The organism is Pseudomonas sp. Ors-4-3C, assembly GCF_055755035.1.
On the sequence record NZ_CM146900.1, the window covers coordinates 5,961,699 to 5,980,289 of the forward strand.

Annotated in this window: 20 protein-coding genes and 1 pseudogene; 3 read left to right on the forward strand and 18 right to left on the reverse strand. The window is 60.9% G+C overall.

Annotation, left to right across the window (positions count from 1 at the left end; genetic code table 11):
- Positions 1-33: 33 nt before the first annotated feature.
- From ACVHNU_RS26995 to ubiE, 11 genes and pseudogenes are all read right to left on the reverse strand, one after another.
- Positions 34-906, reverse strand: a complete 873-nt coding sequence (locus ACVHNU_RS26995) for a methyl-accepting chemotaxis protein (RefSeq protein ID WP_410017552.1) — start codon at positions 904-906, stop codon at positions 34-36.
- A pseudogene (locus tag ACVHNU_RS27000) lies at positions 889-1,950 on the reverse strand (methyl-accepting chemotaxis protein); the annotation flags it as partial. The pseudogene ACVHNU_RS27000 and the gene ACVHNU_RS26995, both read right to left, overlap by 18 nt.
- A gap of 209 nt (positions 1,951-2,159) precedes the next feature.
- Positions 2,160-2,867 (reverse strand): 16S rRNA (uracil(1498)-N(3))-methyltransferase, encoded by a 708-nt coding sequence (locus ACVHNU_RS27005; RefSeq protein WP_473018630.1) that lies wholly within the window; start codon positions 2,865-2,867, stop codon positions 2,160-2,162.
- On the reverse strand, positions 2,864-3,655 hold the full coding sequence (gene tatC / locus ACVHNU_RS27010) for a twin-arginine translocase subunit TatC (RefSeq protein WP_003220842.1): 792 nt from the start codon (positions 3,653-3,655) through the stop codon (positions 2,864-2,866). Before tatC ends, ACVHNU_RS27005 begins: the two co-directional genes overlap by 4 nt.
- Entirely contained in the window at positions 3,652-4,092 is a 441-nt protein-coding gene (tatB, locus tag ACVHNU_RS27015) for a Sec-independent protein translocase protein TatB (protein WP_103486605.1), read from the reverse strand. The genes tatC and tatB overlap by 4 nt, the downstream gene beginning before the upstream one ends.
- Positions 4,093-4,101: 9 nt before the next feature.
- Positions 4,102-4,383, reverse strand: coding sequence for a twin-arginine translocase TatA/TatE family subunit (locus ACVHNU_RS27020; protein ID WP_003220847.1), 282 nt, complete (start codon positions 4,381-4,383; stop codon positions 4,102-4,104).
- A 25-nt stretch (positions 4,384-4,408) separates the two neighbouring features.
- Positions 4,409-4,741: a phosphoribosyl-ATP diphosphatase gene (locus ACVHNU_RS27025; RefSeq protein WP_007909355.1), complete on the reverse strand. Its 333-nt coding sequence runs from the start codon at positions 4,739-4,741 to the stop codon at positions 4,409-4,411.
- A complete protein-coding gene (gene hisI, locus ACVHNU_RS27030) occupies positions 4,734-5,135 on the reverse strand; it encodes a phosphoribosyl-AMP cyclohydrolase (protein ID WP_003220851.1) in 402 nt (133 codons plus the stop codon). The genes ACVHNU_RS27025 and hisI overlap by 8 nt, the downstream gene beginning before the upstream one ends.
- A gap of 80 nt (positions 5,136-5,215) precedes the next feature.
- Positions 5,216-6,820, reverse strand: a complete 1,605-nt coding sequence (gene ubiB / locus ACVHNU_RS27035; RefSeq protein WP_134785240.1) for a ubiquinone biosynthesis regulatory protein kinase UbiB — start codon at positions 6,818-6,820, stop codon at positions 5,216-5,218.
- The gene (locus ACVHNU_RS27040) at positions 6,817-7,440 is read right to left on the reverse strand and encodes a ubiquinone biosynthesis accessory factor UbiJ (RefSeq protein WP_003220855.1); all 624 of its coding nucleotides are present in this window, start codon (positions 7,438-7,440) and stop codon (positions 6,817-6,819) included. Before ACVHNU_RS27040 ends, ubiB begins: the two co-directional genes overlap by 4 nt.
- The gene (ubiE, locus tag ACVHNU_RS27045) at positions 7,440-8,210 is read right to left on the reverse strand and encodes a bifunctional demethylmenaquinone methyltransferase/2-methoxy-6-polyprenyl-1,4-benzoquinol methylase UbiE (RefSeq protein ID WP_003220857.1); all 771 of its coding nucleotides are present in this window, start codon (positions 8,208-8,210) and stop codon (positions 7,440-7,442) included. Before ubiE ends, ACVHNU_RS27040 begins: the two co-directional genes overlap by 1 nt.
- A 154-nt stretch (positions 8,211-8,364) precedes the next feature.
- On the opposite strand from ubiE, the gene ACVHNU_RS27050 reads away from it, so the two are divergent.
- The 3 genes from ACVHNU_RS27050 (at position 8,365) to ACVHNU_RS27060 (ending at position 10,213) form a co-directional block, all read left to right on the forward strand.
- Entirely contained in the window at positions 8,365-8,640 is a 276-nt protein-coding gene (locus tag ACVHNU_RS27050) for a polyhydroxyalkanoic acid system family protein (RefSeq protein WP_473018631.1), read from the forward strand.
- 243 nt (positions 8,641-8,883) lie between these two features.
- On the forward strand, positions 8,884-9,306 hold the full coding sequence (locus ACVHNU_RS27055) for a phasin family protein (RefSeq protein WP_003220861.1): 423 nt from the start codon (positions 8,884-8,886) through the stop codon (positions 9,304-9,306).
- Between the two features lie 10 nt (positions 9,307-9,316).
- Entirely contained in the window at positions 9,317-10,213 is an 897-nt protein-coding gene (locus ACVHNU_RS27060) for a phasin family protein (RefSeq protein WP_473018632.1), read from the forward strand.
- Between the two features lie 255 nt (positions 10,214-10,468).
- On the opposite strand, the gene ACVHNU_RS27065 is transcribed toward ACVHNU_RS27060, so the two are convergent.
- The 7 genes from ACVHNU_RS27065 to hslV all read right to left on the reverse strand — a co-directional run bounded on the left by ACVHNU_RS27065 (position 10,469) and on the right by hslV (position 18,338).
- Positions 10,469-11,089, reverse strand: a complete 621-nt coding sequence (locus ACVHNU_RS27065; RefSeq protein ID WP_103520650.1) for a TetR/AcrR family transcriptional regulator — start codon at positions 11,087-11,089, stop codon at positions 10,469-10,471.
- Positions 11,090-11,119: 30 nt separating this feature from the next.
- Complete coding sequence (gene phaC, locus ACVHNU_RS27070) at positions 11,120-12,802, reverse strand: class II poly(R)-hydroxyalkanoic acid synthase (RefSeq protein WP_103486231.1); 1,683 nt, start codon at positions 12,800-12,802, stop codon at positions 11,120-11,122.
- A 139-nt stretch (positions 12,803-12,941) separates the two neighbouring features.
- Positions 12,942-13,796, reverse strand: coding sequence for a poly(3-hydroxyalkanoate) depolymerase (phaZ, locus tag ACVHNU_RS27075; protein ID WP_003220867.1), 855 nt, complete (start codon positions 13,794-13,796; stop codon positions 12,942-12,944).
- 153 nt (positions 13,797-13,949) lie between these two features.
- Positions 13,950-15,629, reverse strand: a complete 1,680-nt coding sequence (gene phaC / locus ACVHNU_RS27080) for a class II poly(R)-hydroxyalkanoic acid synthase (protein WP_201136004.1) — start codon at positions 15,627-15,629, stop codon at positions 13,950-13,952.
- Positions 15,630-15,886: 257 nt separating this feature from the next.
- Positions 15,887-16,264: a gamma-butyrobetaine hydroxylase family protein gene (locus tag ACVHNU_RS27085; RefSeq protein ID WP_003220870.1), complete on the reverse strand. Its 378-nt coding sequence runs from the start codon at positions 16,262-16,264 to the stop codon at positions 15,887-15,889.
- Between the two features lie 153 nt (positions 16,265-16,417).
- Positions 16,418-17,752 (reverse strand): ATP-dependent protease ATPase subunit HslU, encoded by a 1,335-nt coding sequence (gene hslU, locus ACVHNU_RS27090; RefSeq protein WP_003220872.1) that lies wholly within the window; start codon positions 17,750-17,752, stop codon positions 16,418-16,420.
- Positions 17,753-17,801: 49 nt separating this feature from the next.
- Positions 17,802-18,338: an ATP-dependent protease subunit HslV gene (hslV, locus tag ACVHNU_RS27095; protein ID WP_003220875.1), complete on the reverse strand. Its 537-nt coding sequence runs from the start codon at positions 18,336-18,338 to the stop codon at positions 17,802-17,804.
- Positions 18,339-18,591 lie beyond the last annotated feature (253 nt).

Genomic DNA, 18,591 nt, shown 5'->3' on the forward strand with positions numbered 1-18,591 from the left:
CGATTCTGAATGAACCGAGGTTTTCGGATCACCTCAAACCTTGAACCGCCCCACCAGCATCTGCAGATGCGTCCCCAGCCGCGCCAGCTCAACACTCGACGCCGCGGTCTCTTCACTCGCCGCCGACGTCTGATCCGACACATCTCGCACGTTCAGCACGCTACGGTTGATCTCCTCGGCCACGGCACTCTGCTGCTCGGCTGCCGCTGCAATCTGCTGGTTCATCGCCTGAATCGCCGAGACGGTGCGGGTGATGCTTTCCAGCGAACCGCCGGCACGGCGGGTCAGTTCGACGCTGCTGTCGGTCAGGCTGCGGCTGTTGTCCATGATCGTTGCCACTTGCTGGGTGCCGTTCTGCAGGCCGACGATCAGTTCCTCGATCTCTTCGGTGGACTTCTGCGTGCGTTGGGCGAGGCTGCGGACTTCGTCGGCGACCACCGCAAAACCACGCCCGGCCTCACCGGCACGCGCCGCTTCGATCGCGGCGTTGAGCGCCAGCAGGTTGGTTTGCTGGGCCACCGATTTGATTACGTCGAGCACGCTGCCGATCTTGTCGCTCTCGCGTTTGAGTTCGCCCATGGCTTCGGTCGAATGACCGACTTCAGCGGCCAAACGCTCGATCTGCGCGATCGCTTCACCCACCACTTTGTCGCCTTCGCGGGCCTGTTGATCGGCGGCCACGGCGGCTTCGGAAGCTTCCTCGGCGTTGCGCGCGACTTCCTGCACGGTGGCAGCCATTTCGTTCATGGCGGTGGCGACCTGATCGGTCTCGATCTTCTGATTGTTGACCCCGGCGCTGGTCTGCTCGGTCACCGCCGACAGCTCTTCGGCGGCGCTGGCGATCTGCGTAACGCCGTCGCTGATGCCACCGATCAGGTCGCGCAGGCCTTGGGTCATGCTCTGCATCGAACGTTGCAACTGGCCGAGTTCGTCGCGGCGTTGCGACACCAGGTTATGGGTCAGGTCGCCGGCAGCCACACGTTCGGCGACTTTCAGGGTCTGGTTCAGTGGAATGATGATCTGCCGAGTGATCGCCCACGCCGCCAGCAGGCCGAAGGCCACGGCCAGCAAGGTGGCGATGATCAACTGGTTTTTGGCTGCTGCGGCATCCGTGTCGCGCACGATAGTCTGAGAGTCGGTGAGTTGTTTGCTGACGTCGGACAGCAGGTCACCCTGCGTCGACATGCGGGCCAGCGCCTTGGCACTGGCGACCTGCGAGTCGCGGAACTGGCTGACGGCTGCGCGGTAAGCCTTGAGCGAGTCGGTGGCCTGTTGCAGGTTGGCGATGTGCTGCTCAGGCAATTTGGCCGGCAGGGCTTCGAGGTTTTTCAGGGCATTGTCGATGGCGTCGAGTGCAGGCTGCTCGGCTTCGGTCTTGCCGCTGTAGGTGTAGCCGCGCACCTGGAAGCGCGCCTGCTGGATCAGTTTGCTCAGGTCGATGACCGCGTTGAACTGGGCGACGCTGTCGCCCTGCAACATGGACTTCTCCACCTCGGCGACCTTGGCCACGGCGTTGTCGGCGGTGGCGCCGAGTTTGCTGCGGGCGTCTTCGCGGTTGGCGCCGGCCTGGATCAAGTCGTTGAAGGCGCGCTTGTATTCGGCGACGGCGGCCAGTTGCTGGTCGACCTTCGCTGCGTCAGCCGGTTGTTCAATCTCGCCACGCGCAGTTTGCAGACCACTTTCGAGTTTGCCGAGCAAGTCGTTGACCGCCCCTGGACCTTGTTCGCCCCGGCGCATTTCGTAGTCCAGACGCGCCAGACGCAGATCCTTGGTCAGCTCGTTGAGACTGGAGATAAACCCGAGCTTGTCGCCGCGACTGATGATGCCGTTCATACCGGTCCAGCCGGTGAAGGTGATCAATAGCGTCAGCAACAGCACCAGGCCGAAACCGATCCCCAGCTTGCGTTTGACGCTGACGTTTCCAAGATTCTCGGCTAACCAACGGTACATGCGACGACTCCCCTCGGACCACTAATTGGACTTATGGAGACTGTATCGGCTGGGGGGTGGTAATCTGTAACCCGATTTGTCTGCCAGCCCCGAATTCCTGTAGGAGCTGACGAGTGCAACGAGGCTGCGATCTTTTGATCTTGCTGTTAAAAAACAAAATCAAAAGATCGCAGCCTGCGGCAGCTCCTACAGGGGAGGCGGTACAGGTATCAGAACAGGCGGGCGAGCAGGGCGGTGACGGCGGTTTCGACGCGCAGGATGCGCTCGCCCAGTTGCACCGGTTGCAGGCCGGACTTGCCCAACAGGTCGATTTCGTAGGGGATCCAGCCACCCTCGGGGCCGATCGCCAGCGTCACCGGTTCGCTCAACGCACGCGGGCACGGCGGATAGTTGCCGGGATGGCCGACCAGACCGAGGGTGCCTTCGCTGATCGCTGGCAGGCGGTCTTCGACGAACGGCTTGAAGCGCTTCTCGATGATGATTTCCGGCAGCACGGTATCGCGGGCCTGTTCGAGACCGAGGATCAGATTCTCGCGAATCGCTTCCGGCTCGAGAAACGGCGTCTGCCAGAAGCTCTTCTCGACCCGATAGCTGTTGACCAGAATCACCTTCGCCACACCCATGGTAGCCACGGTCTGGAACACTCGACGCAGCATTTTCGGGCGCGGCAGGGCCAGGACCAGGGTCAGCGGCAGCTTGGCCGGCGGTGACTGATCGAGGCTGACGCGCAATTCCGCTTCGCCGGCCTCAAGGCGCAGCAGTTCGGCCGAGCCCATCAGGCCATTGATACGCCCGACCCGCAGGCTGTCGCCGACTTCCGAGCGATGCACTTCCTGCATGTGGGTCAGGCGCCGGTCACGCAGCACGACGCGGTCGGCCGCGATGAAGTCGGCCTCTTCGAGCAACAGCAGGTTCATGCCTGGGTCGCTGGCGGCTGGTCGTTGTGATCGTCGGCCGGATTTTCGTCCGGGCGTTCGCGCTTGCTGACCAGGCTGCCGAACAGAATGCCGATTTCAAACAGCATCCACATCGGTACCGCCAGCAGGGTCTGCGAGAAGATGTCCGGCGGCGTAAGGATCATGCCGACCACGAAGCAGCCGATGATCACGTACGGGCGAATCTTCTTCAGGTATTTGACGTCGACCACGCCGATCCACACCAGCAGCACCACGGCTACCGGGATCTCGAATGCGACGCCGAAGGCGAAGAACAGCGTCATCACGAAGTCGAGGTAACTGGTGATGTCGGTCATCATTTCCACGCCGGCCGGGGTGGCGGCGGCGAAGAACTTGAAGATCAGCGGGAACACGAAGTAATAGGCGAACGCCATGCCGGTGTAGAACAGCAGGATGCTGGACACCAGCAGCGGCACCGCGATGCGTTTCTCATGCTTGTACAGGCCCGGCGCGATGAAGCCCCAGATCTGGTGCAGGATCACCGGAATCGCGAGGAACAGCGAGACCATCATCGTCAGCTTCAGCGGCGTTAGGAACGGCGACGACACATCCGTGGCGATCATCGTCGCGCCGACCGGCAGGTACTGGCGCAGCGGCGTCGAGACGAAGGTGTAGATCTGCTGGGTGAACGCGAACAACCCGGCGAAGATGATGAACACCGCCGCCACACAACGCAGCAGGCGGGTGCGCAACTCGGTCAGATGCGATACCAGCGGCATGTGCTGGTCGTTTTCGGGGAGATCGCTCATGGGGCTCGCGGCGGCAGTGTGGAGTCGTGAGGCGCTGGTGTGATCGGCGCGGCGTTTGGAGCTACGTGTTCAACCGGAGTTGGCGCCGCGACGGGCACAGGTTCGGTTGTCGCTACGGCAGGTGCAGCGGGCGCGGCTGGCGCATGAATCGTCTGCTCACCCACATGCTCAACCGGCGTCGGCTCCTGCTGAACCGGCGTGAAAATCTTCCGCGCCTCCTGCTCCAGCGACAGAATGTGCTCGTTGTGCAGTTGCCGACGGATTTCGTCGGCACCGATTTCACGTTCAACTTCCTGTTTGATCGCGTTGAAGCTGCGCTTCAGCCGCCCGACCCACAGGCCGGCGGTGCGCGCAGCGCCCGGCAGACGCTCGGGGCCCAGCACCAGCAGGGCGACGAGGCCGACGAGCAGCAGTTCAGAGAAGCTGATACCAAACATTTGTCAGTCTCACACGTCTTTGCGGATCGGCTCTTCGACTTTCTGCGCCTGCACGTCGATGGTGTGCGGCGGGTTGGCCTGAGCGGTGGCCTGCGGCTGCACCGGTGGAACGGGCTGCGCAGGCGTTACGGTCGGATCGGCGGCCGGTTTTTCGTCATCGTTCATGGCTTTACGGAAGCCCTTGATCGACTCGCCGACGTCGGTGCCGAGGTTTTTCAGTTTCTTGGTGCCGAACACCAGCACCACGACTACCAGAATGACGATCCAGTGTTTCCAGTCAAAAATGCCCATGTTGCTGTTCCTCTCTAAAAATTGTTCAGGCGGACGGACGCGAGGCTTTCTCGACGTGTCCGGACAGACCGAAGCGACGATCCAGTTCATCCAGCACGGCCTGCGGATGCTGCCCCAGTTGGGCGAGCATGACCATGCTGTGGAACCACAGGTCGGCAGTCTCGTAGATCACATCGCTGCAGTCACCGCTGATGGCGGCGTCCTTGGCGGCAATAATGGTTTCGACCGACTCTTCGCCGACTTTCTCCAGAATCTTGTTCAGGCCCTTGTGATACAGACTAGCTACATATGAGCTGTCGGCCGCTGCGCCTTTGCGCTCTTCGAGCACTTCGGCCAGGCGAGTCAGGGTGTCACTCATGTTTGTGTCCTGCGGAGTAGATAGCGTGCGGGTCTTTCAGAACCGGGTCGACTGTCTTCCAGTCGCCGTTTTCGTAGACGCGGTAAAAGCAGCTTTGACGGCCGGTATGGCAAGCGATGTCGCCGATCTGTTCGACCATCAGGATGATCACATCGGCATCACAGTCCAGGCGCATTTCATGCAGGGTCTGTACGTGGCCGGACTCTTCGCCCTTGCGCCACAGCTTGCCACGGGAACGTGACCAGTAGATTGCACGGTTTTCCGCAGCGGTCAGTTCCAGCGCTTCGCGGTTCATCCAGGCCATCATCAGCACGCGTCCGGTCTTGTGATCCTGGGCAATCGCCGGCACCAGGCCATCCGCGTCCCACTTGATCTCGTCCAGCCAGTTTTTCATCTTCGACTCCGACAGCGAACCCCCACTTCGATAGTCGGGTTCAGGCGTTGAAACAGTGTGCCAGCCGATCAGCAAACTGGCTATCGGCGAACGACCAGATACAAGCCGACTGCCACCATGATGCCCGCCGGCCAATGCCCCAGTTCGTGCAACGGGCCGCCGGCGGCGAGGATCGTCCCGCCCGCCAGATGCGCGCAACCGAGCAGGCGCAGGAACCAGTCGTCCTTGCGTTTGTGCCACGGTGGCGGCGGGTCGTAGGCGTGCGGTTGCGACATGCGTTCGAGCAGGTCGCGGGCCATGTTGGCCAGGTGCGGCAGCTGTTCGAACTGGCTCTGCACGTTGCCGAGCAAGGCTTTCGGGCTGACGCGCTCGCGCATCCAGCGCTCCAGGAACGGCTGCGCGGTGTTCCACAGATCCAGATCCGGATACAGCTGACGACCCAGGCCTTCGATGTTCAGCAGGGTCTTTTGCAGCAGCACCAGCTGCGGCTGGACTTCCATGTTGAAGCGCCGCGCGGTCTGGAACAGGCGCATCAGCACCTGGCCAAATGAAATATCTTTTAACGGTTTTTCGAAGATCGGCTCGCACACGGTGCGGATCGCCGCTTCGAATTCGTTGAGTTTGGTTTCCGCCGGCACCCAGCCCGAATCGATGTGCAACTGCGCCACGCGGCGGTAGTCGCGCTTGAAGAAGGCGAACAGATTGCGCGCCAGGTAATCCTGGTCTTCCGGGGTCAGGCTGCCGACGATGCCGCAGTCGATTGCGATGTACTGCGGGCTCCACGGGTTGACGGTGCTGACGAAGATGTTGCCCGGGTGCATGTCGGCGTGGAAGAAACTGTCGCGGAACACCTGGGTGAAGAAGATCTCCACGCCGCGCTCGGCGAGCATTTTCATGTCGGTGCGCTGGTCGGCGAGGGTCGCCAGATCCGTCACCTGAATCCCGTAGATGCGCTCCATCACCAGCACTTTCGGCCGGCACCAGTCCCAATAGACTTGCGGCACGTAGAGCAGCGGCGAGCCTTCGAAGTTGCGCTTGAGCTGGCTGGCGTTGGCCGCCTCGCGCAGCAGGTCGAGTTCGTCGTAGATGGTTTTTTCGTAGTCCTGCACCACGTCCACCGGGTGCAGCAGGCGGGCGTCGGCGGAGACCTTTTCGGCGGCGCGGGCGAGGATGAACAGCCACGCCAGATCCTGGGCGATCACCGGTTTCAGGCCCGGGCGGATCACCTTGACCACCACTTCTTCACCGGTTTTCAGCTGCGCGGCGTGCACCTGCGCCACCGAGGCCGATGCCAGCGGTTCGACGTCGAAACGGCTGAACACTTCGCTGATTTTCTTGCCCAGCTGTTCTTCGATCAGCTTGATCGACAGCTGTGAATCGAACGGCGGCACGCGGTCCTGCAGCAGCATCAGCTCATCGGCGATGTCTTCCGGCAGCAGGTCGCGGCGGGTCGAGAGAATCTGCCCGAACTTGATGAAGATCGGCCCCAGATCCTGCAGCGCCAGACGCAGACGCGCGCCACGGCTCAGCTCCAGCGGCTTGCGCGGGAACCAGCGCCACGGCAGCACGTAACGCAGCGCCAGGAGAAACCAGGGCAGCGGCAGCTCGAACAGCAGGTCATCGAGGCGGTAGCGGATCACGACGCGCTGGATGCGCAACAGACGGCGGACGGCAAGCAGCTTCATGCGTTATCGCTTGGGTCGAGGGATCGGGAAAGGCGCTCGAAACGCGCCTCGAGACGTTCCAGATCAAGTTTGATCCGGTCCAGTTCGCTGAACCGCGCTTCGGCTTCGCGCTGCCCGACCAGGGTGCGCGATTCTTCGGCGAGGTATTCGGCGAGGTTCTGGTTGAGGCTGGCAAATCCTTGTTGATACCAGCGTGCGCGGCTGCGCAGGTGGCCACCGATCAGTTGCGTGGCGACCGGGCCGAGCCAGCGTGAGAGTTCGTACTCCCAGTCCAGCTCGAGGTCCTGCAGCACGCCGGCCAGCTCCAGCAGCACGCCGCTGTCACCGTCGAGCTCGACTTCCGGGGCGTGCAGCACCGCGGTCTTGTCTTTGCTCACGGCCAGTTTCACCAGGCTTGAAGCGGGGGCGCGCAGGGTGCAGTCGACGCCGGTTTCCCAGTGCGAGGCGAGCATCAGGCCCTCATCGCTGGGCAGGATGAACAGTTGCAGTGCCGGGCTGCGGCAATCGACGGCAATCACTTTGCCAGTCAGATGCGCCAGCCGCGGCAGCGCCGTGCTGTCGAGACGCAGCACCCGGTTGAGGCCGAGTTCGACGCTGGCGAGCAGCCCGGTGAGCAGCATCAGGGCTTGATGCCGCGGTGCAGGGCGACGATGCCTGCGGTCATGTTGTGATAGGTCACGCGGTCGAAACCGGCGTCGACCATCATCGACTTCAGGGTTTCCTGATTCGGGTGCATGCGGATCGATTCGGCCAGGTAGCGATAGCTTTCCGAGTCGTTGGTGATCAGCTTGCCCATCAGCGGCATGAACGCGAACGAGTAAGCGTCGTAGGCCTTGGACATCAGCGCGTTGGTCGGCTTGGAGAACTCCAGCACCAGCAGGCGGCCGCCGGGCTTGAGCACGCGCAGCATCGAGCGCAGGGCGTCTTCCTTGTGCGTCACGTTGCGCAGGCCGAAGGCGATGGTCACGCAGTCGAAATGGTTGTCCGGGAACGGCAGTTTTTCCGCGTCCGCCTGCACGAATTCGACGTTGCCCGACACACCCAGATCCAGCAGGCGGTCACGACCGACCTTGAGCATGGATTCGTTGATGTCGGCCAATACCACCTGACCGGTAGGGCCAACCAGGTGCGAGAATTTCTTGGTCAGGTCACCGGTGCCGCCGGCGATGTCGAGCACGCGGTTACCGCTGCGCACACCGGACAGTTCGATCGCGAAACGCTTCCACAGACGGTGCATGCCGCCCGACAGAAGGTCGTTCATCAGGTCGTATTTCGCGGCTACGGAGTGGAACACCTCAGCGACTTTTTCCGCTTTCTGGCTTTCCGGAACGTTTTTGAAGCCGAAGTGAGTGGTGGGTTCGGCATCGCTGCCTTTGCGCTGATCAGTCATATCGCTGTCACCAAAAGAGAATGCGCGACATTCTAATCCCCAAGCCATGCTTTGTCTTGGAATGGCTAAAGGTAAGATGGGCAACCTTCGGGACGATTTGCCGCAGACGCGGTCAAGATTTACCGTCACCTATTCATCAAGCAGGAGTCATTCAATGGCCAAAATCAGTGTTGAGCGTGCCCACAGCCTGGGCAAGGAAGCCGCCCGCGAGAAGGCCGACAAGCTGGCGCAGAAACTCTCCGATCAATATGGCCTGGAGCCGCAGTGGTCGGGCGACACCCTGAACCTCAAGCGCTCGGGCGTGAAAGGCGCGGTGCATGTGGCTGACGATTCGATCCGCGTCGACGTGGAGCTGGGCATCGTGATGTCGGCCATGAGCGGCATGATCAAAGCCGAGATCGAGAAGGCGCTGGACAAAGCGCTGGTCTGATTTCTGCCTGAAATACGGTCCCCTGTAGGAGTGAGCCTGCTCGCGATAGCGTCGTGTCAGCCAATAATTCTTTGACTGACACGACGCTATCGCGAGCAGGCTCACTCCTACATTTGTTTTGTGGTGCTCCCGGACTTTTATGTCAGTTGTTAGGGTGCCGTTTCTAATTTTTCTCCCTACTTTGTGCCTGAGCCCGACACCTTTGCGGGCAGTTCCTCAAACCTTCTGCGCGTGAGGTGCACCATGGCCAAAGTAATTCTGAAGAAAAAAATCGACGCTTCGACTTCTACCCTGAGCGACGTCAAATCCTATGCCCGCAAGATCTGGCTGGCAGGCCTGGGTGCCTACGCCAAGGTTGGCCAAGAGGGCAGCGACTACTTTCAGGAGTTGATCAAGGCTGGTCAAACTGTTGAAAAGAAAGGCAAAAAGGTTGTCACCGAAAAGCTCGAAGCCGCCAATGCCGAGATCGATGAAGCCAAGGGTGAAGTCAGCTCGTTCAAAGGTCGCGTCGAAGTTCAGCTCGACAAGGTCGAGAAGGCGTTCGACTCCCGCGTGGCAAGCGCCTTGAATCGTATCGGCATTCCGTCTAAACATGACGTTGAGACACTCTCTGCTAAGCTCGATGAGCTGACGGCATTGCTCGAACGCGTCGCGCGTAAATCTTAAGGAGAACGGGATGGCTGGTAAAAAGAACACCGATAAAGAAGGCAGCTCGTGGATTGGGAAAGTCGAAGACTACTCCCGCAAAATCTGGCTGGCTGGTTTAGGCGTGTACTCGAAGATCGACACTGACGGCAGCAAGCTCTTCGAGTCACTGGTCAAAGACGGCGAGAAAGCCGAGAAGCTCACCAAGTCTGCAGTCGGCAAGAAAGTCGATGCCGCCAAGGACTCTGCTTCTTCGGCCAAGTCGCGCATCAGCGGCGTGAAAGATCGCGCACTGGGCAAGTGGGACGAGCTGGAAGGGGCTTTCGACAAGCGCCTGAACAGCGCCATTTCGCGCCTGGGTGTGCCTAGCCGCAATGAAGTCAAAGCGCTGCACAGCAAGGTCGAAACCCTGACCAAGCAGATCGAGAAACTCACCGGTCTGAAAACCCAACCGGTCGCGGCGAAAACCGCAGCGGCCAAACCGGCAGCCAAAACAGCAGCCAAAACAGCTGCCAAGCCACTGGCCAAAGCGACTGCGAAACCAGCCGCCAAGCCTGCGGCAAAAACCGCTGCCGCCAAGCCCGCCGCTAAAACGGCCGCTGCCAAACCAGCCGCCAAGGCCGCCGCGAAACCGGTTGCTGCCAAAGCTGCTGCGAAACCTGCCACCAAAGCCGCAGCCAAGCCAGCGGCGAAAACCGCAGCGGCCAAACCTGCTGCCAAGCCAGCGGCCAAACCGGCTGCGGCGAAAAAACCGGCAGTGAAAAAACCGGCCGCGCCGAAAGCCGCTGCGCCAAAACCGGCCGCTCCGGCAGCCAAGCCAGCTACCCCGGCAACCCCGACCAGCGCGTCGAACTCCGCCGCTGCACCGACCCCGGTAGCAACTCCGACTGCTGCATCGACACCGTCGACGCCAACCAGTCAGTCCTGATTTTTCAGGGCAAAAAAAACGTCCGGCCTGTGAAGGTCGGGCGTTTTTGTTTGTGCTTTTAAAAGCTTACCCTCACCCCAGCCCTCTCCCCGAGGGAGAGGGGGCCGATTCGGGGATGCTTCAGCCTTACACCGACCTGAAAGTGTCGTATTGAATCCATAATCGACTGGATTTTTCAGGTCGCCGTATCGCGTAAGACAATAAGGTCAGTCCCCTCTCCCTCTGGGAGAGGGTTAGGGTGAGGGGCTCTTGATTTCATTCGTGATCTTCGAGGTATTGAAGGGCCATCCGCTCCGTCGCCACTTTCACCGGCGGCAGCAGATGCGGCGCCACCAGCATCATGATCTGGTACACCACCAGTTTGACCTCACCCTCGCGATCAAGAATCCGCTGATAGTCCAGCGAGAACAGCAGGGTCATGGTGATCTGCTCCACCAGTTGCCCCAACGCCTGGGTATCACTGACCAATTGCCCCGACGCCTTCAGGCGAGCCAGCAATGACGCGAGCGTGCGCTTGAGGGCGTTGAGCAGATTGCGGATGCCCTTGGCCAGTTTTGGCAGGCGCCCGGCGAGGTTCGACAGGTCCTGGAACAGAAACCGGTATTGCGCCAGGCGCTCGACGATCAAGTGCAGGAACAGCCAGTAATCCTCCGGCGCCAACTCGGCATCCGATGGAGGATCGAGCAGCGGCGCCAGTTCATTTTGGAAGCGTTCGAACAGGCCGAGAATCAGCGGCTCCTTGCCGTGGAAGTGGTAGTAGAGGTTGCCGGGGCTGATCCCCATCTCATTGGCAACTTCCATGGTGGAGACGTTCGGTTCGCCTTTCTCATTGAACAACTGCAGAGCACATTCGAGAATCCGGTCGCGGGTTTTCATCCAGTCTTCTTAGAAAAGTTCGGTTAAGCGTCAGCGCACATGCACGTAGGTGCCGGGTGCTGCCTCCATCGGTGGATAGTTCGGGTTGCCGAGGGTAAACGTGGTTTCGTGCTGCGTGCCGGAGCGCTGCTGAATCCATTCCAGCCACTGCGGCCACCAACTGCCGTCAACGCGTTTGGCGTCGTAATACCAGGCGCGCGGATCGCTGCTGAGCTTGCCGTTCTCGACGTAATTGGCTTTTGGGTTGCTGGGCGGGTTGAGAATGCTTTGCACGTGGCCGCTGTTGGACAGCACGAAGCGCCGCTCGCCGCCGAGCAGCAACGTCGAGCGATACACCGCGTCCCATGGCGTGATGTGGTCGTTCATGCCGGCCACGCTGAAGCTGTCGACGGTGACTTTCTGCAGATCGATCGGCGTGCCGCAGACTTCCAGGCCACCCGGGTGGGTCAGCGGGTTGTGCTTGAAGAAGTCCAGCAGGTCACCGTGGAATGCGGCGGGCAGGCGCGTGTTGTCGTTGTTCCAGTAGAGGATGTCGAAGGCTGGAGGCTCCTTGCCCAACAGGTAGTTGTTGACGAAGTAGCTCCAGATCAAATCGTTGGGCCGCATCCAGGCGAACACCTTGGCCATGTCGCGACCGTCCAGCACGCCTCTCTGATAGGAACGGCGCTTGGCGGCTTCGATGGTCTGTTCGTCGGCGAACAGGGTGGTCGGGGTTTCGATCTCGCTGTCGAGCAAGCTGACCAGATAGGTCGCACTGGAGATCCGTCGCAGCTGCCGTTTGGCCTGCAGATGCCCCTGCAGCGCGGCAATGGTCAGGCCACCGGCGCAGGCGCCCATCAGGTTGACCTCCCGTGCGCCGGTGATCGCCCGGCAGATGTTCATCGCTTCTTCCACCGCTTCGACGTAGGTCGAGAGGCCCCATTCCCGGTGGCGTACGTCCGGGTTGCGCCAACTGATCATGAAGGTCTGCAGGCCGTTTTTCAGCGCGTACTGGACAAAGCTGTTCTGCGGGCTGAGGTCGAAAATGTAGTACTTGTTGATTTGCGGCGGCACCACCAGCAACGGCTTGGCGTACTGTTTTTCGCTCATCGGCTTGTACTGGATCAGCTCCAGCAGCTCGTTGCGAAACACCACGGCACCGGGGGTGGTCGCGACGGTCTTGCCAACTTCGAAAGCCTGTTTGGTGACCTGCCGCGGCAGACCATCGTTGTGCAGCAGATCATCGAACAGATGACTCAGGCCGCGCACCAGACTCTGGCCGCCGGAATTGAACAGCTCCTTGACCGCCAGCGGGTTGAGCAAGGTATTGGAGGGCGCGACGGCATCGTTGAGCAGGGTGAACGCGAAGTGCGCGCGGGCGCGGTCGTCCTCGCTCATGCTGCTTTCATCGATCCAGCTCTTGACCTGTTTCTGCCAGGCCAGATACGCCTGCAGGCTGCGCCGGTAGAACGGATTGAGGCTCCACGCCGGGTCGGCGAACCGCGCGTCCTGCGGGTTGGTCGGATGCAGGGTTTCACCGAGCAGCACGCGACCGAGCTGGCCGCCGAGTTTCAGCGCATGTTTGGCACTGTGGATCGGGTTGCGCAGACCGTGGGCTGCGACACTGCGCAGCGTCGAGAGCAGGTCACGGCCACGCAGCCCGGTCATTGCACTTTGTGCATTGATGAACACGGCGGGACTGGGCACTACGCCCGTCGCAGGTTTGTCGCGCATGACTCAACACTCCTTCGTCTTCAGGTCAAAAACAAACTCACCGAACCAGAACACCATAGTCGCTGTTACGGGTTGCTGCCTGCGCGGCGTCCTGCCGCGCACGTTGTTCAAAACCCTGCATAAAGCCTGCCGCCGTGATTTATCCGCCCAGCGGCGAGGGTTGCGGATGCATGACCGCTCGCTGACGCTCCTCCTGGAGGAATTTCATGATGATCGGCGCCACCGCTTCGGCGCGGGTGATCAGGAACAGATGACCGTCGTCGATGATGTGCAATTGGGCGTTGGGAATCCGCCAGGCGAGCATGCGCATATTGATCAACGGGATCAGCGGGTCGTCGTCACCGGCCAGCACCAGGGTCGGCTGATGGATCTTGTGCAGCCAATGAATGCTGGTCCAGCCGAGGCCGGCGAACAGTTGCCAGTAGTAACCGAGCTTGCCCGCCGAACGTACTTTCGCTGCATGGCTGGCAGCCAGCGTCGGGTCGCGACGGAATGAGCCGCCGTAGATCAACGGCGCAATGCGGATCACGTGGGATGGCTGGATGTAGCGTCGCGGGCTGGCCATCATCCACAGCACTTTCGGTTTGCCCGGCACCATGAAGGCACCGGCCGCGGTCGCCGCCAGCACCAGTTTCTTGCAGCGTTCCGGGTAGTCGTGGGCGAATTGCTGCGCCAGTGCACCACCCCAGGACACGCCGATCACATTGACCTGGCCGTAGTCGAGGTAGTCGAGCATCCGCGAGGTCAGCTTCGCCAACCCGGGAAAGCGATACGGCCGGTTCGGCGTCGACGAGCCGCCGACACCGGGCACGTCGAAGGCGATCACTTCCAGATCCGGGTCCAGCGCCGCGACAAACGGAAACACCAACTCCAGGTTGGCGCCGATGCCGTTGAAAATCAGCAAGGGCGTCAAATGAGGCTTGCCGGGGCGTACCGCGGTGCGGAGGGTCTGCCCATCCAGATCGACGGTACGGAAAATGAACGGTTGCGGCATGCTTCAGGCCCTGTGGGTCAATCTCAATATCACCTCCAATCCCTTGTGGGAGCGGGCTTGCTCGCGAAGGCGTCGTGTCAGTCGCCAATATTGTTGGCTGATCAACCGCTTTCGCGAGCAAGCCCGCTCCCACAGGGGGATGAGGTGCGTCAGTTACCGCTCATGAACATAAGTGCCCGGCGAAGCCTCGCCTGCGGGATACGCCTTGTTGCCCAGTTTCAGTGGAGCCTTTTTCAGATTGCCCGAGCGCTCGGCCTGCCACGCCTGCCAGTACAGCCACCAGGAATCGGTGTGCTTGGTCGAGTTCTCTTGCCAGTCATCGGCATTGGCGGCCATGCCTTCGCTGGTCATGTAGCGCGATTTCGGGTTGCCCGGCGGGTTCAGGATGCTCTGGATGTGCCCGCTGCTCGACAGCACGAACTCGACCTTGCCGCCAAACAGTTGCGCCGACTTGTAGCAGGACTTCCACGGGGTGATGTGGTCGTTGGTGCCGGCCAGCGAGAAGATGTCAGCGGTGACCTGCTTGAGGTCGATCGGCGTGCCGCACACTTCCAGTGCATTGGGGCGAATCAGTGGGTTGTTTTTGAACATCTCGATCAGGTCGCCGTGGAACGCCGCCGGCAACCGGGTGGTGTCGTTGTTCCAGAACAGGATGTCGAACACCGGCGGCTCGTTGCCGAGCAGGTAATTGTTGACCCAGTAGTTCCAGATCAGATCGTTCGGGCGCATCCACGCGAAGACCTTGGCCATGTCCTTGCCTTCAAGCACACCGGCCTGGTACGAGTGACGCTTGGCGGTCTCGAGGGTCTGCTCGTCGACGAACAGGGCGACGTCGCTGTCCAGCGTGGTATCGAGCACGCTGACCAGCAGGGTCAGGGCGTTGACCTTCTTCTCGCCGAGCGCGGCATAGTGGCCGAGCAGGGCAGTGCAGGTGATGCCGCCGGAGCAGGCGCCGAGCATGTTGATGTCTTTGCTGCCGGTGATTGCGGTGACCACGTCGACTGCTTCCTTCAGCGCATCGATGTAGGTCGACAGGCCCCATTCGCGCTGAGCCTTGGTCGGGTTGCGCCAGCTGACGATGAAGGTCTGCACGTTATTGCGCAGGCAGAAGCGCGCCAGACTCTTGTCCGGGCTCAAATCGAAAACGTAGAACTTGTTGATCTGTGGCGGCACGACGAGCAATGGCCGCTCGTGGACCTGCTCGGTGATCGGCTTGTACTGGATCAGCTCCAGCACGTCGTTGCGAAACACCACCGCGCCTTCGGTCACGCCGAGGCTCTTGCCGACCTCGAACGCGCCCATGTTGACCTGGCTCGGCATGCCGCCGTTGTGTACCAGATCCTTGGCCAGATGCGAGAGGCCGTCGAGCAGGCTTTTGCCGCCGGTCTCGAAGAAGCGTTTGACTGCCGCCGGGTTGGCGGCGGTGTTGGTCGGGGCCATGGCTTCGGTCATCAGGTTGATCACGAAGTGGCCGCGCGCGATGTCTTTGGGTGACAGGCTGCTGTCGTCGATCCAGGAATGGAGCTCCTTGCGCCACGCCAGGTAAGTTTGCAGATAACGTTTGTAGAGCGGGTTCTGACTCCACGCCGGATCAGCGAAGCGACGGTCATCGCTGGCCGGTTGCAGTTCGGATTTGCCGAACAGCACGTTCTTCAGTTCAAGACCGAAATGGGTCACGTGCTTGACGCTATGGATCGGTTGTTTGATGGCCTGGGTCAGCACCATTCGAGCAGAGGCCAGCAGATCCTTTCCGCGCAGCCCAACGACGGGATTAAGCCCCAGGGTGTTTTCCGAGGCTTGGTACTTCAGGTCATCGTTATTCTTGTTACTCATCTACGACGCTCCATTGTCCTGAGACGAGTACCCGGTTTCTGCTGTGCAGTTCCACAGCCAATGCCAGGTACTACTGCTCGGGTGACCGTTAATTCTGCATAGCTGCTTTACAGTCGTAGAGCACTGCAGGGAACTTGCCAGCTCCATTGGTTACCCGAGTTTAATTTTTTTCGCAAGCAGGCCGATCCTCGGCCACACAGCAGCGCATTCAAACAGATGAATTTAGAAAATGCCCTCTAAACAGCAAGAGCCTCGGACTAGAGCATCAGCTTGACGATCGACTGATCCGGATCGCGGGTTTTCCCGGCGGCTTTGAGCTCGGCCAGATAATCGGCCCAGAGTGCGTCATGACGTCGCCCCAGCTCGTAGAGGTATTCCCAGGTGAACAAGCCGCTGTCGTGACCGTCGTCGAAGGTCAGTTTCAGTGCGTACTGACCGGCCGGTTCCAGGCCGCTGAGGCCGACATTGAGCTTGCCGAATTGCAGGATCGGTTTGCCGTGGCCCTGGACCTCGGCGGAAGGGGAATGCACGCGCAGGAATTCGGCGGGCAGGGTGTACTCCTCGCCGGACGCGTATTTGAGCGTCAGGGTTTTCGAGGCTTTGTGCAGTTTGATGTCGGTGGGGATTGAGGTCATGGTCTGGCGTCCGTTGTGTGGGCGACCCTGATTCAAATGTGGGAGCGGGCTTGCTCGCGAATGCGGTGTGTCAGCCGACATTGCTGTCGACTGGCACGGCCTCTTCGCGAGCAAGCCCGCTCCCACAGGGTCCGCTACCGCTGTAAGTATGGCTTACAGGATATAACGGGACAGGTCTTCGTTCTGCGCCAATTCGCCCAGGTGGCTGTTGACGTACGCAGCGTCGATCAGGATCGGCTTGTCGTCATGCGCGCTGGCCAGGTCGCCGGCGCTGAACGACACCTCTTCCAGCAGACGCTCGAGCAGCGTGTGCAGACGACGGGCACCGATGTTCTCGGTCTTCTCGTTGACCTGCCAGGCGATCTCCGCCAGACGCTTGATGCCTTCCGGCTGGAACTGGATGTTCAGGCCTTCGGTTTTCAGCAGTGCGCAGTATTGCTCGGTGAGCGAAGCGTGCGGCTCGCTGAGGATGCGTTCGAAGTCTTCCGGGCTCAGGGCCTTGAGTTCGACGCGGATCGGCAGACGGCCTTGCAGCTCGGGCACCAGATCACTCGGCTTGCTCAGGTGGAACGCACCGGAAGCGATGAACAGGATGTGGTCAGTCTTGACCATGCCCAGCTTGGTGTTGACGGTGCAGCCCTCGATCAGCGGCAGCAGGTCGCGCTGTACGCCTTCACGGGACACATCGGCGCCGCCGACATTGCCGCGCTTGGCGACCTTGTCGATTTCGTCGATGAACACGATACCGTGCTGCTCGACCGCTTCCAGCGCCTTGGCCTTCAACTCTTCTTCATTGACCAGACGCCCGGCCTCTTCGTCGCGCACCAGTTTCAGCGCTTCCTTGACCTTGAGCTTGCGAGCTTTCTTCTTGCCCTTGCCCATGTTGGCGAACAGGGACTGCAACTGGTTGGTCATTTCTTCCATGCCAGGCGGCGTGGCGATCTCGATGCCGGCCATTTCGGCGACTTCGATTTCGATTTCCTTGTCGTCCAGTTGCCCTTCGCGCAGGCGCTTGCGGAACAGTTGGCGCGTGTTGGAATCCTGAGCCGGCTCCTCGTTGCTGAAGCCCATGCGTGCCGGTGGCAGCAGCGCGTCGAGGATGCGGTCCTCGGCAGCGTCTTCGGCGCGGTGGCGTACGCGGGTCATTTCCTGCTCGCGGAGCATCTTGATCGCAGCGTCGGCCAGATCACGGATGATCGATTCAACGTCACGGCCGACGTAGCCGACCTCGGTGAATTTGGTCGCTTCGACCTTGATGAACGGCGCGTTGGCCAGTTTCGCCAGGCGACGGGCGATCTCGGTTTTACCGACACCGGTCGGGCCGATCATCAGAATGTTTTTCGGGGTCACTTCAACGCGCAGCTCTTCAGGCAGCTGCATGCGGCGCCAGCGGTTGCGCAGGGCAATCGCGACGGCGCGCTTGGCATCGTCCTGGCCGATGATATGGCGGTTGAGTTCGTGGACGATTTCGCGGGGAGTCATGGACATAGTAATTGGCGGTCCTCAAGCAGAAAAAAGCCGTGGCACAGGGGCCGTATCAGGCTTCTTCAGCGAGATCCTGCTCCTCAATGGTCTGAGTGTGGTTGGTGAATACGCAGATGTCGGCAGCGATGCCCAGTGCGGTTTCGACGATTTCACGGGCCGACAGGTCGGTCTTTTTCAACAGTGCGCTGGCTGCAGCCTGTGCATAGCCACCGCCGGAACCCATGGCGATCAGGCCATTCTCGGGTTCGACCACGTCACCGTTGCCGGTGATGATCAGGGACGCGTCCTTGTTGGCGACCGCGAGCATGGCTTCGAGGCGGCTCAGGGAGCGGTCGGTGCGCCATTCTTTGGCGAGTTCGACAGCGGCGCGGATCAGGTGGCCCTGATGTTTCTCGAGCTGGCCTTCGAAACGTTCGAACAGGGTGAAGGCGTCGGCGGTGGCACCGGCGAAACCGGCGATGACCTGGCCGTGGTACAGGCGGCGAACTTTTTTCGCGTTGCCTTTCATCACGGTGTTGCCGAGAGAAACCTGGCCGTCGCCGCCCATGACGACTTTGCCGTGGCGGCGGACTGAAACGATGGTGGTCAAGGGAAGAGTCTCCACGCAGCGGGGCGAAAATGCCTTATGCCCATTCATATGGGGGTGCTGGAGAGGATTTCAACCATAGCGCGGGTGAGGGGACGAGCGGTGTCGTGGGAGAGTGAAAAACTCTGTGGCGAGGGAGCTTGTCGAATCGTCGCACCGTCCCGCTCGGCTGCGCAGCAGTCGCAAAATCTACAATCCCGGACTGTCTGATGCACCGGATTTACAGGCTTTGGGGGCGCTTCGCACCCCAGCGGGA

Excerpts from the sequence above, each read along its gene's own strand:
- ACVHNU_RS26995 (WP_410017552.1), bottom strand. The coding sequence starts at position 906 with ATGCAGAGCATGACCCAAGGCCTGCGCGACCTGATCGGTGGCATCAGC.
- ACVHNU_RS27005 (WP_473018630.1), bottom strand. The coding sequence starts at position 2,867 with ATGAACCTGCTGTTGCTCGAAGAGGCCGACTTCATCGCGGCCGACCGC.
- tatC (WP_003220842.1), bottom strand. The coding sequence starts at position 3,655 with ATGAGCGATCTCCCCGAAAACGACCAGCACATGCCGCTGGTATCGCAT.
- tatB (WP_103486605.1), bottom strand. The coding sequence starts at position 4,092 with ATGTTTGGTATCAGCTTCTCTGAACTGCTGCTCGTCGGCCTCGTCGCC.
- ACVHNU_RS27020 (WP_003220847.1), bottom strand. The coding sequence starts at position 4,383 with ATGGGCATTTTTGACTGGAAACACTGGATCGTCATTCTGGTAGTCGTG.
- ACVHNU_RS27025 (WP_007909355.1), bottom strand. The coding sequence starts at position 4,741 with ATGAGTGACACCCTGACTCGCCTGGCCGAAGTGCTCGAAGAGCGCAAA.
- hisI (WP_003220851.1), bottom strand. The coding sequence starts at position 5,135 with ATGAAAAACTGGCTGGACGAGATCAAGTGGGACGCGGATGGCCTGGTG.
- ubiB (WP_134785240.1), bottom strand. The coding sequence starts at position 6,820 with ATGAAGCTGCTTGCCGTCCGCCGTCTGTTGCGCATCCAGCGCGTCGTG.
- ACVHNU_RS27040 (WP_003220855.1), bottom strand. The coding sequence starts at position 7,440 with ATGCTGCTCACCGGGCTGCTCGCCAGCGTCGAACTCGGCCTCAACCGG.
- ubiE (WP_003220857.1), bottom strand. The coding sequence starts at position 8,210 with ATGACTGATCAGCGCAAAGGCAGCGATGCCGAACCCACCACTCACTTC.
- ACVHNU_RS27050 (WP_473018631.1), top strand. The coding sequence starts at position 8,365 with ATGGCCAAAATCAGTGTTGAGCGTGCCCACAGCCTGGGCAAGGAAGCC.
- ACVHNU_RS27055 (WP_003220861.1), top strand. The coding sequence starts at position 8,884 with ATGGCCAAAGTAATTCTGAAGAAAAAAATCGACGCTTCGACTTCTACC.
- ACVHNU_RS27060 (WP_473018632.1), top strand. The coding sequence starts at position 9,317 with ATGGCTGGTAAAAAGAACACCGATAAAGAAGGCAGCTCGTGGATTGGG.
- ACVHNU_RS27065 (WP_103520650.1), bottom strand. The coding sequence starts at position 11,089 with ATGAAAACCCGCGACCGGATTCTCGAATGTGCTCTGCAGTTGTTCAAT.
- phaC (WP_103486231.1), bottom strand. The coding sequence starts at position 12,802 with ATGCGCGACAAACCTGCGACGGGCGTAGTGCCCAGTCCCGCCGTGTTC.
- phaZ (WP_003220867.1), bottom strand. The coding sequence starts at position 13,796 with ATGCCGCAACCGTTCATTTTCCGTACCGTCGATCTGGATGGGCAGACC.
- phaC (WP_201136004.1), bottom strand. The coding sequence starts at position 15,629 with ATGAGTAACAAGAATAACGATGACCTGAAGTACCAAGCCTCGGAAAAC.
- ACVHNU_RS27085 (WP_003220870.1), bottom strand. The coding sequence starts at position 16,264 with ATGACCTCAATCCCCACCGACATCAAACTGCACAAAGCCTCGAAAACC.
- hslU (WP_003220872.1), bottom strand. The coding sequence starts at position 17,752 with ATGTCCATGACTCCCCGCGAAATCGTCCACGAACTCAACCGCCATATC.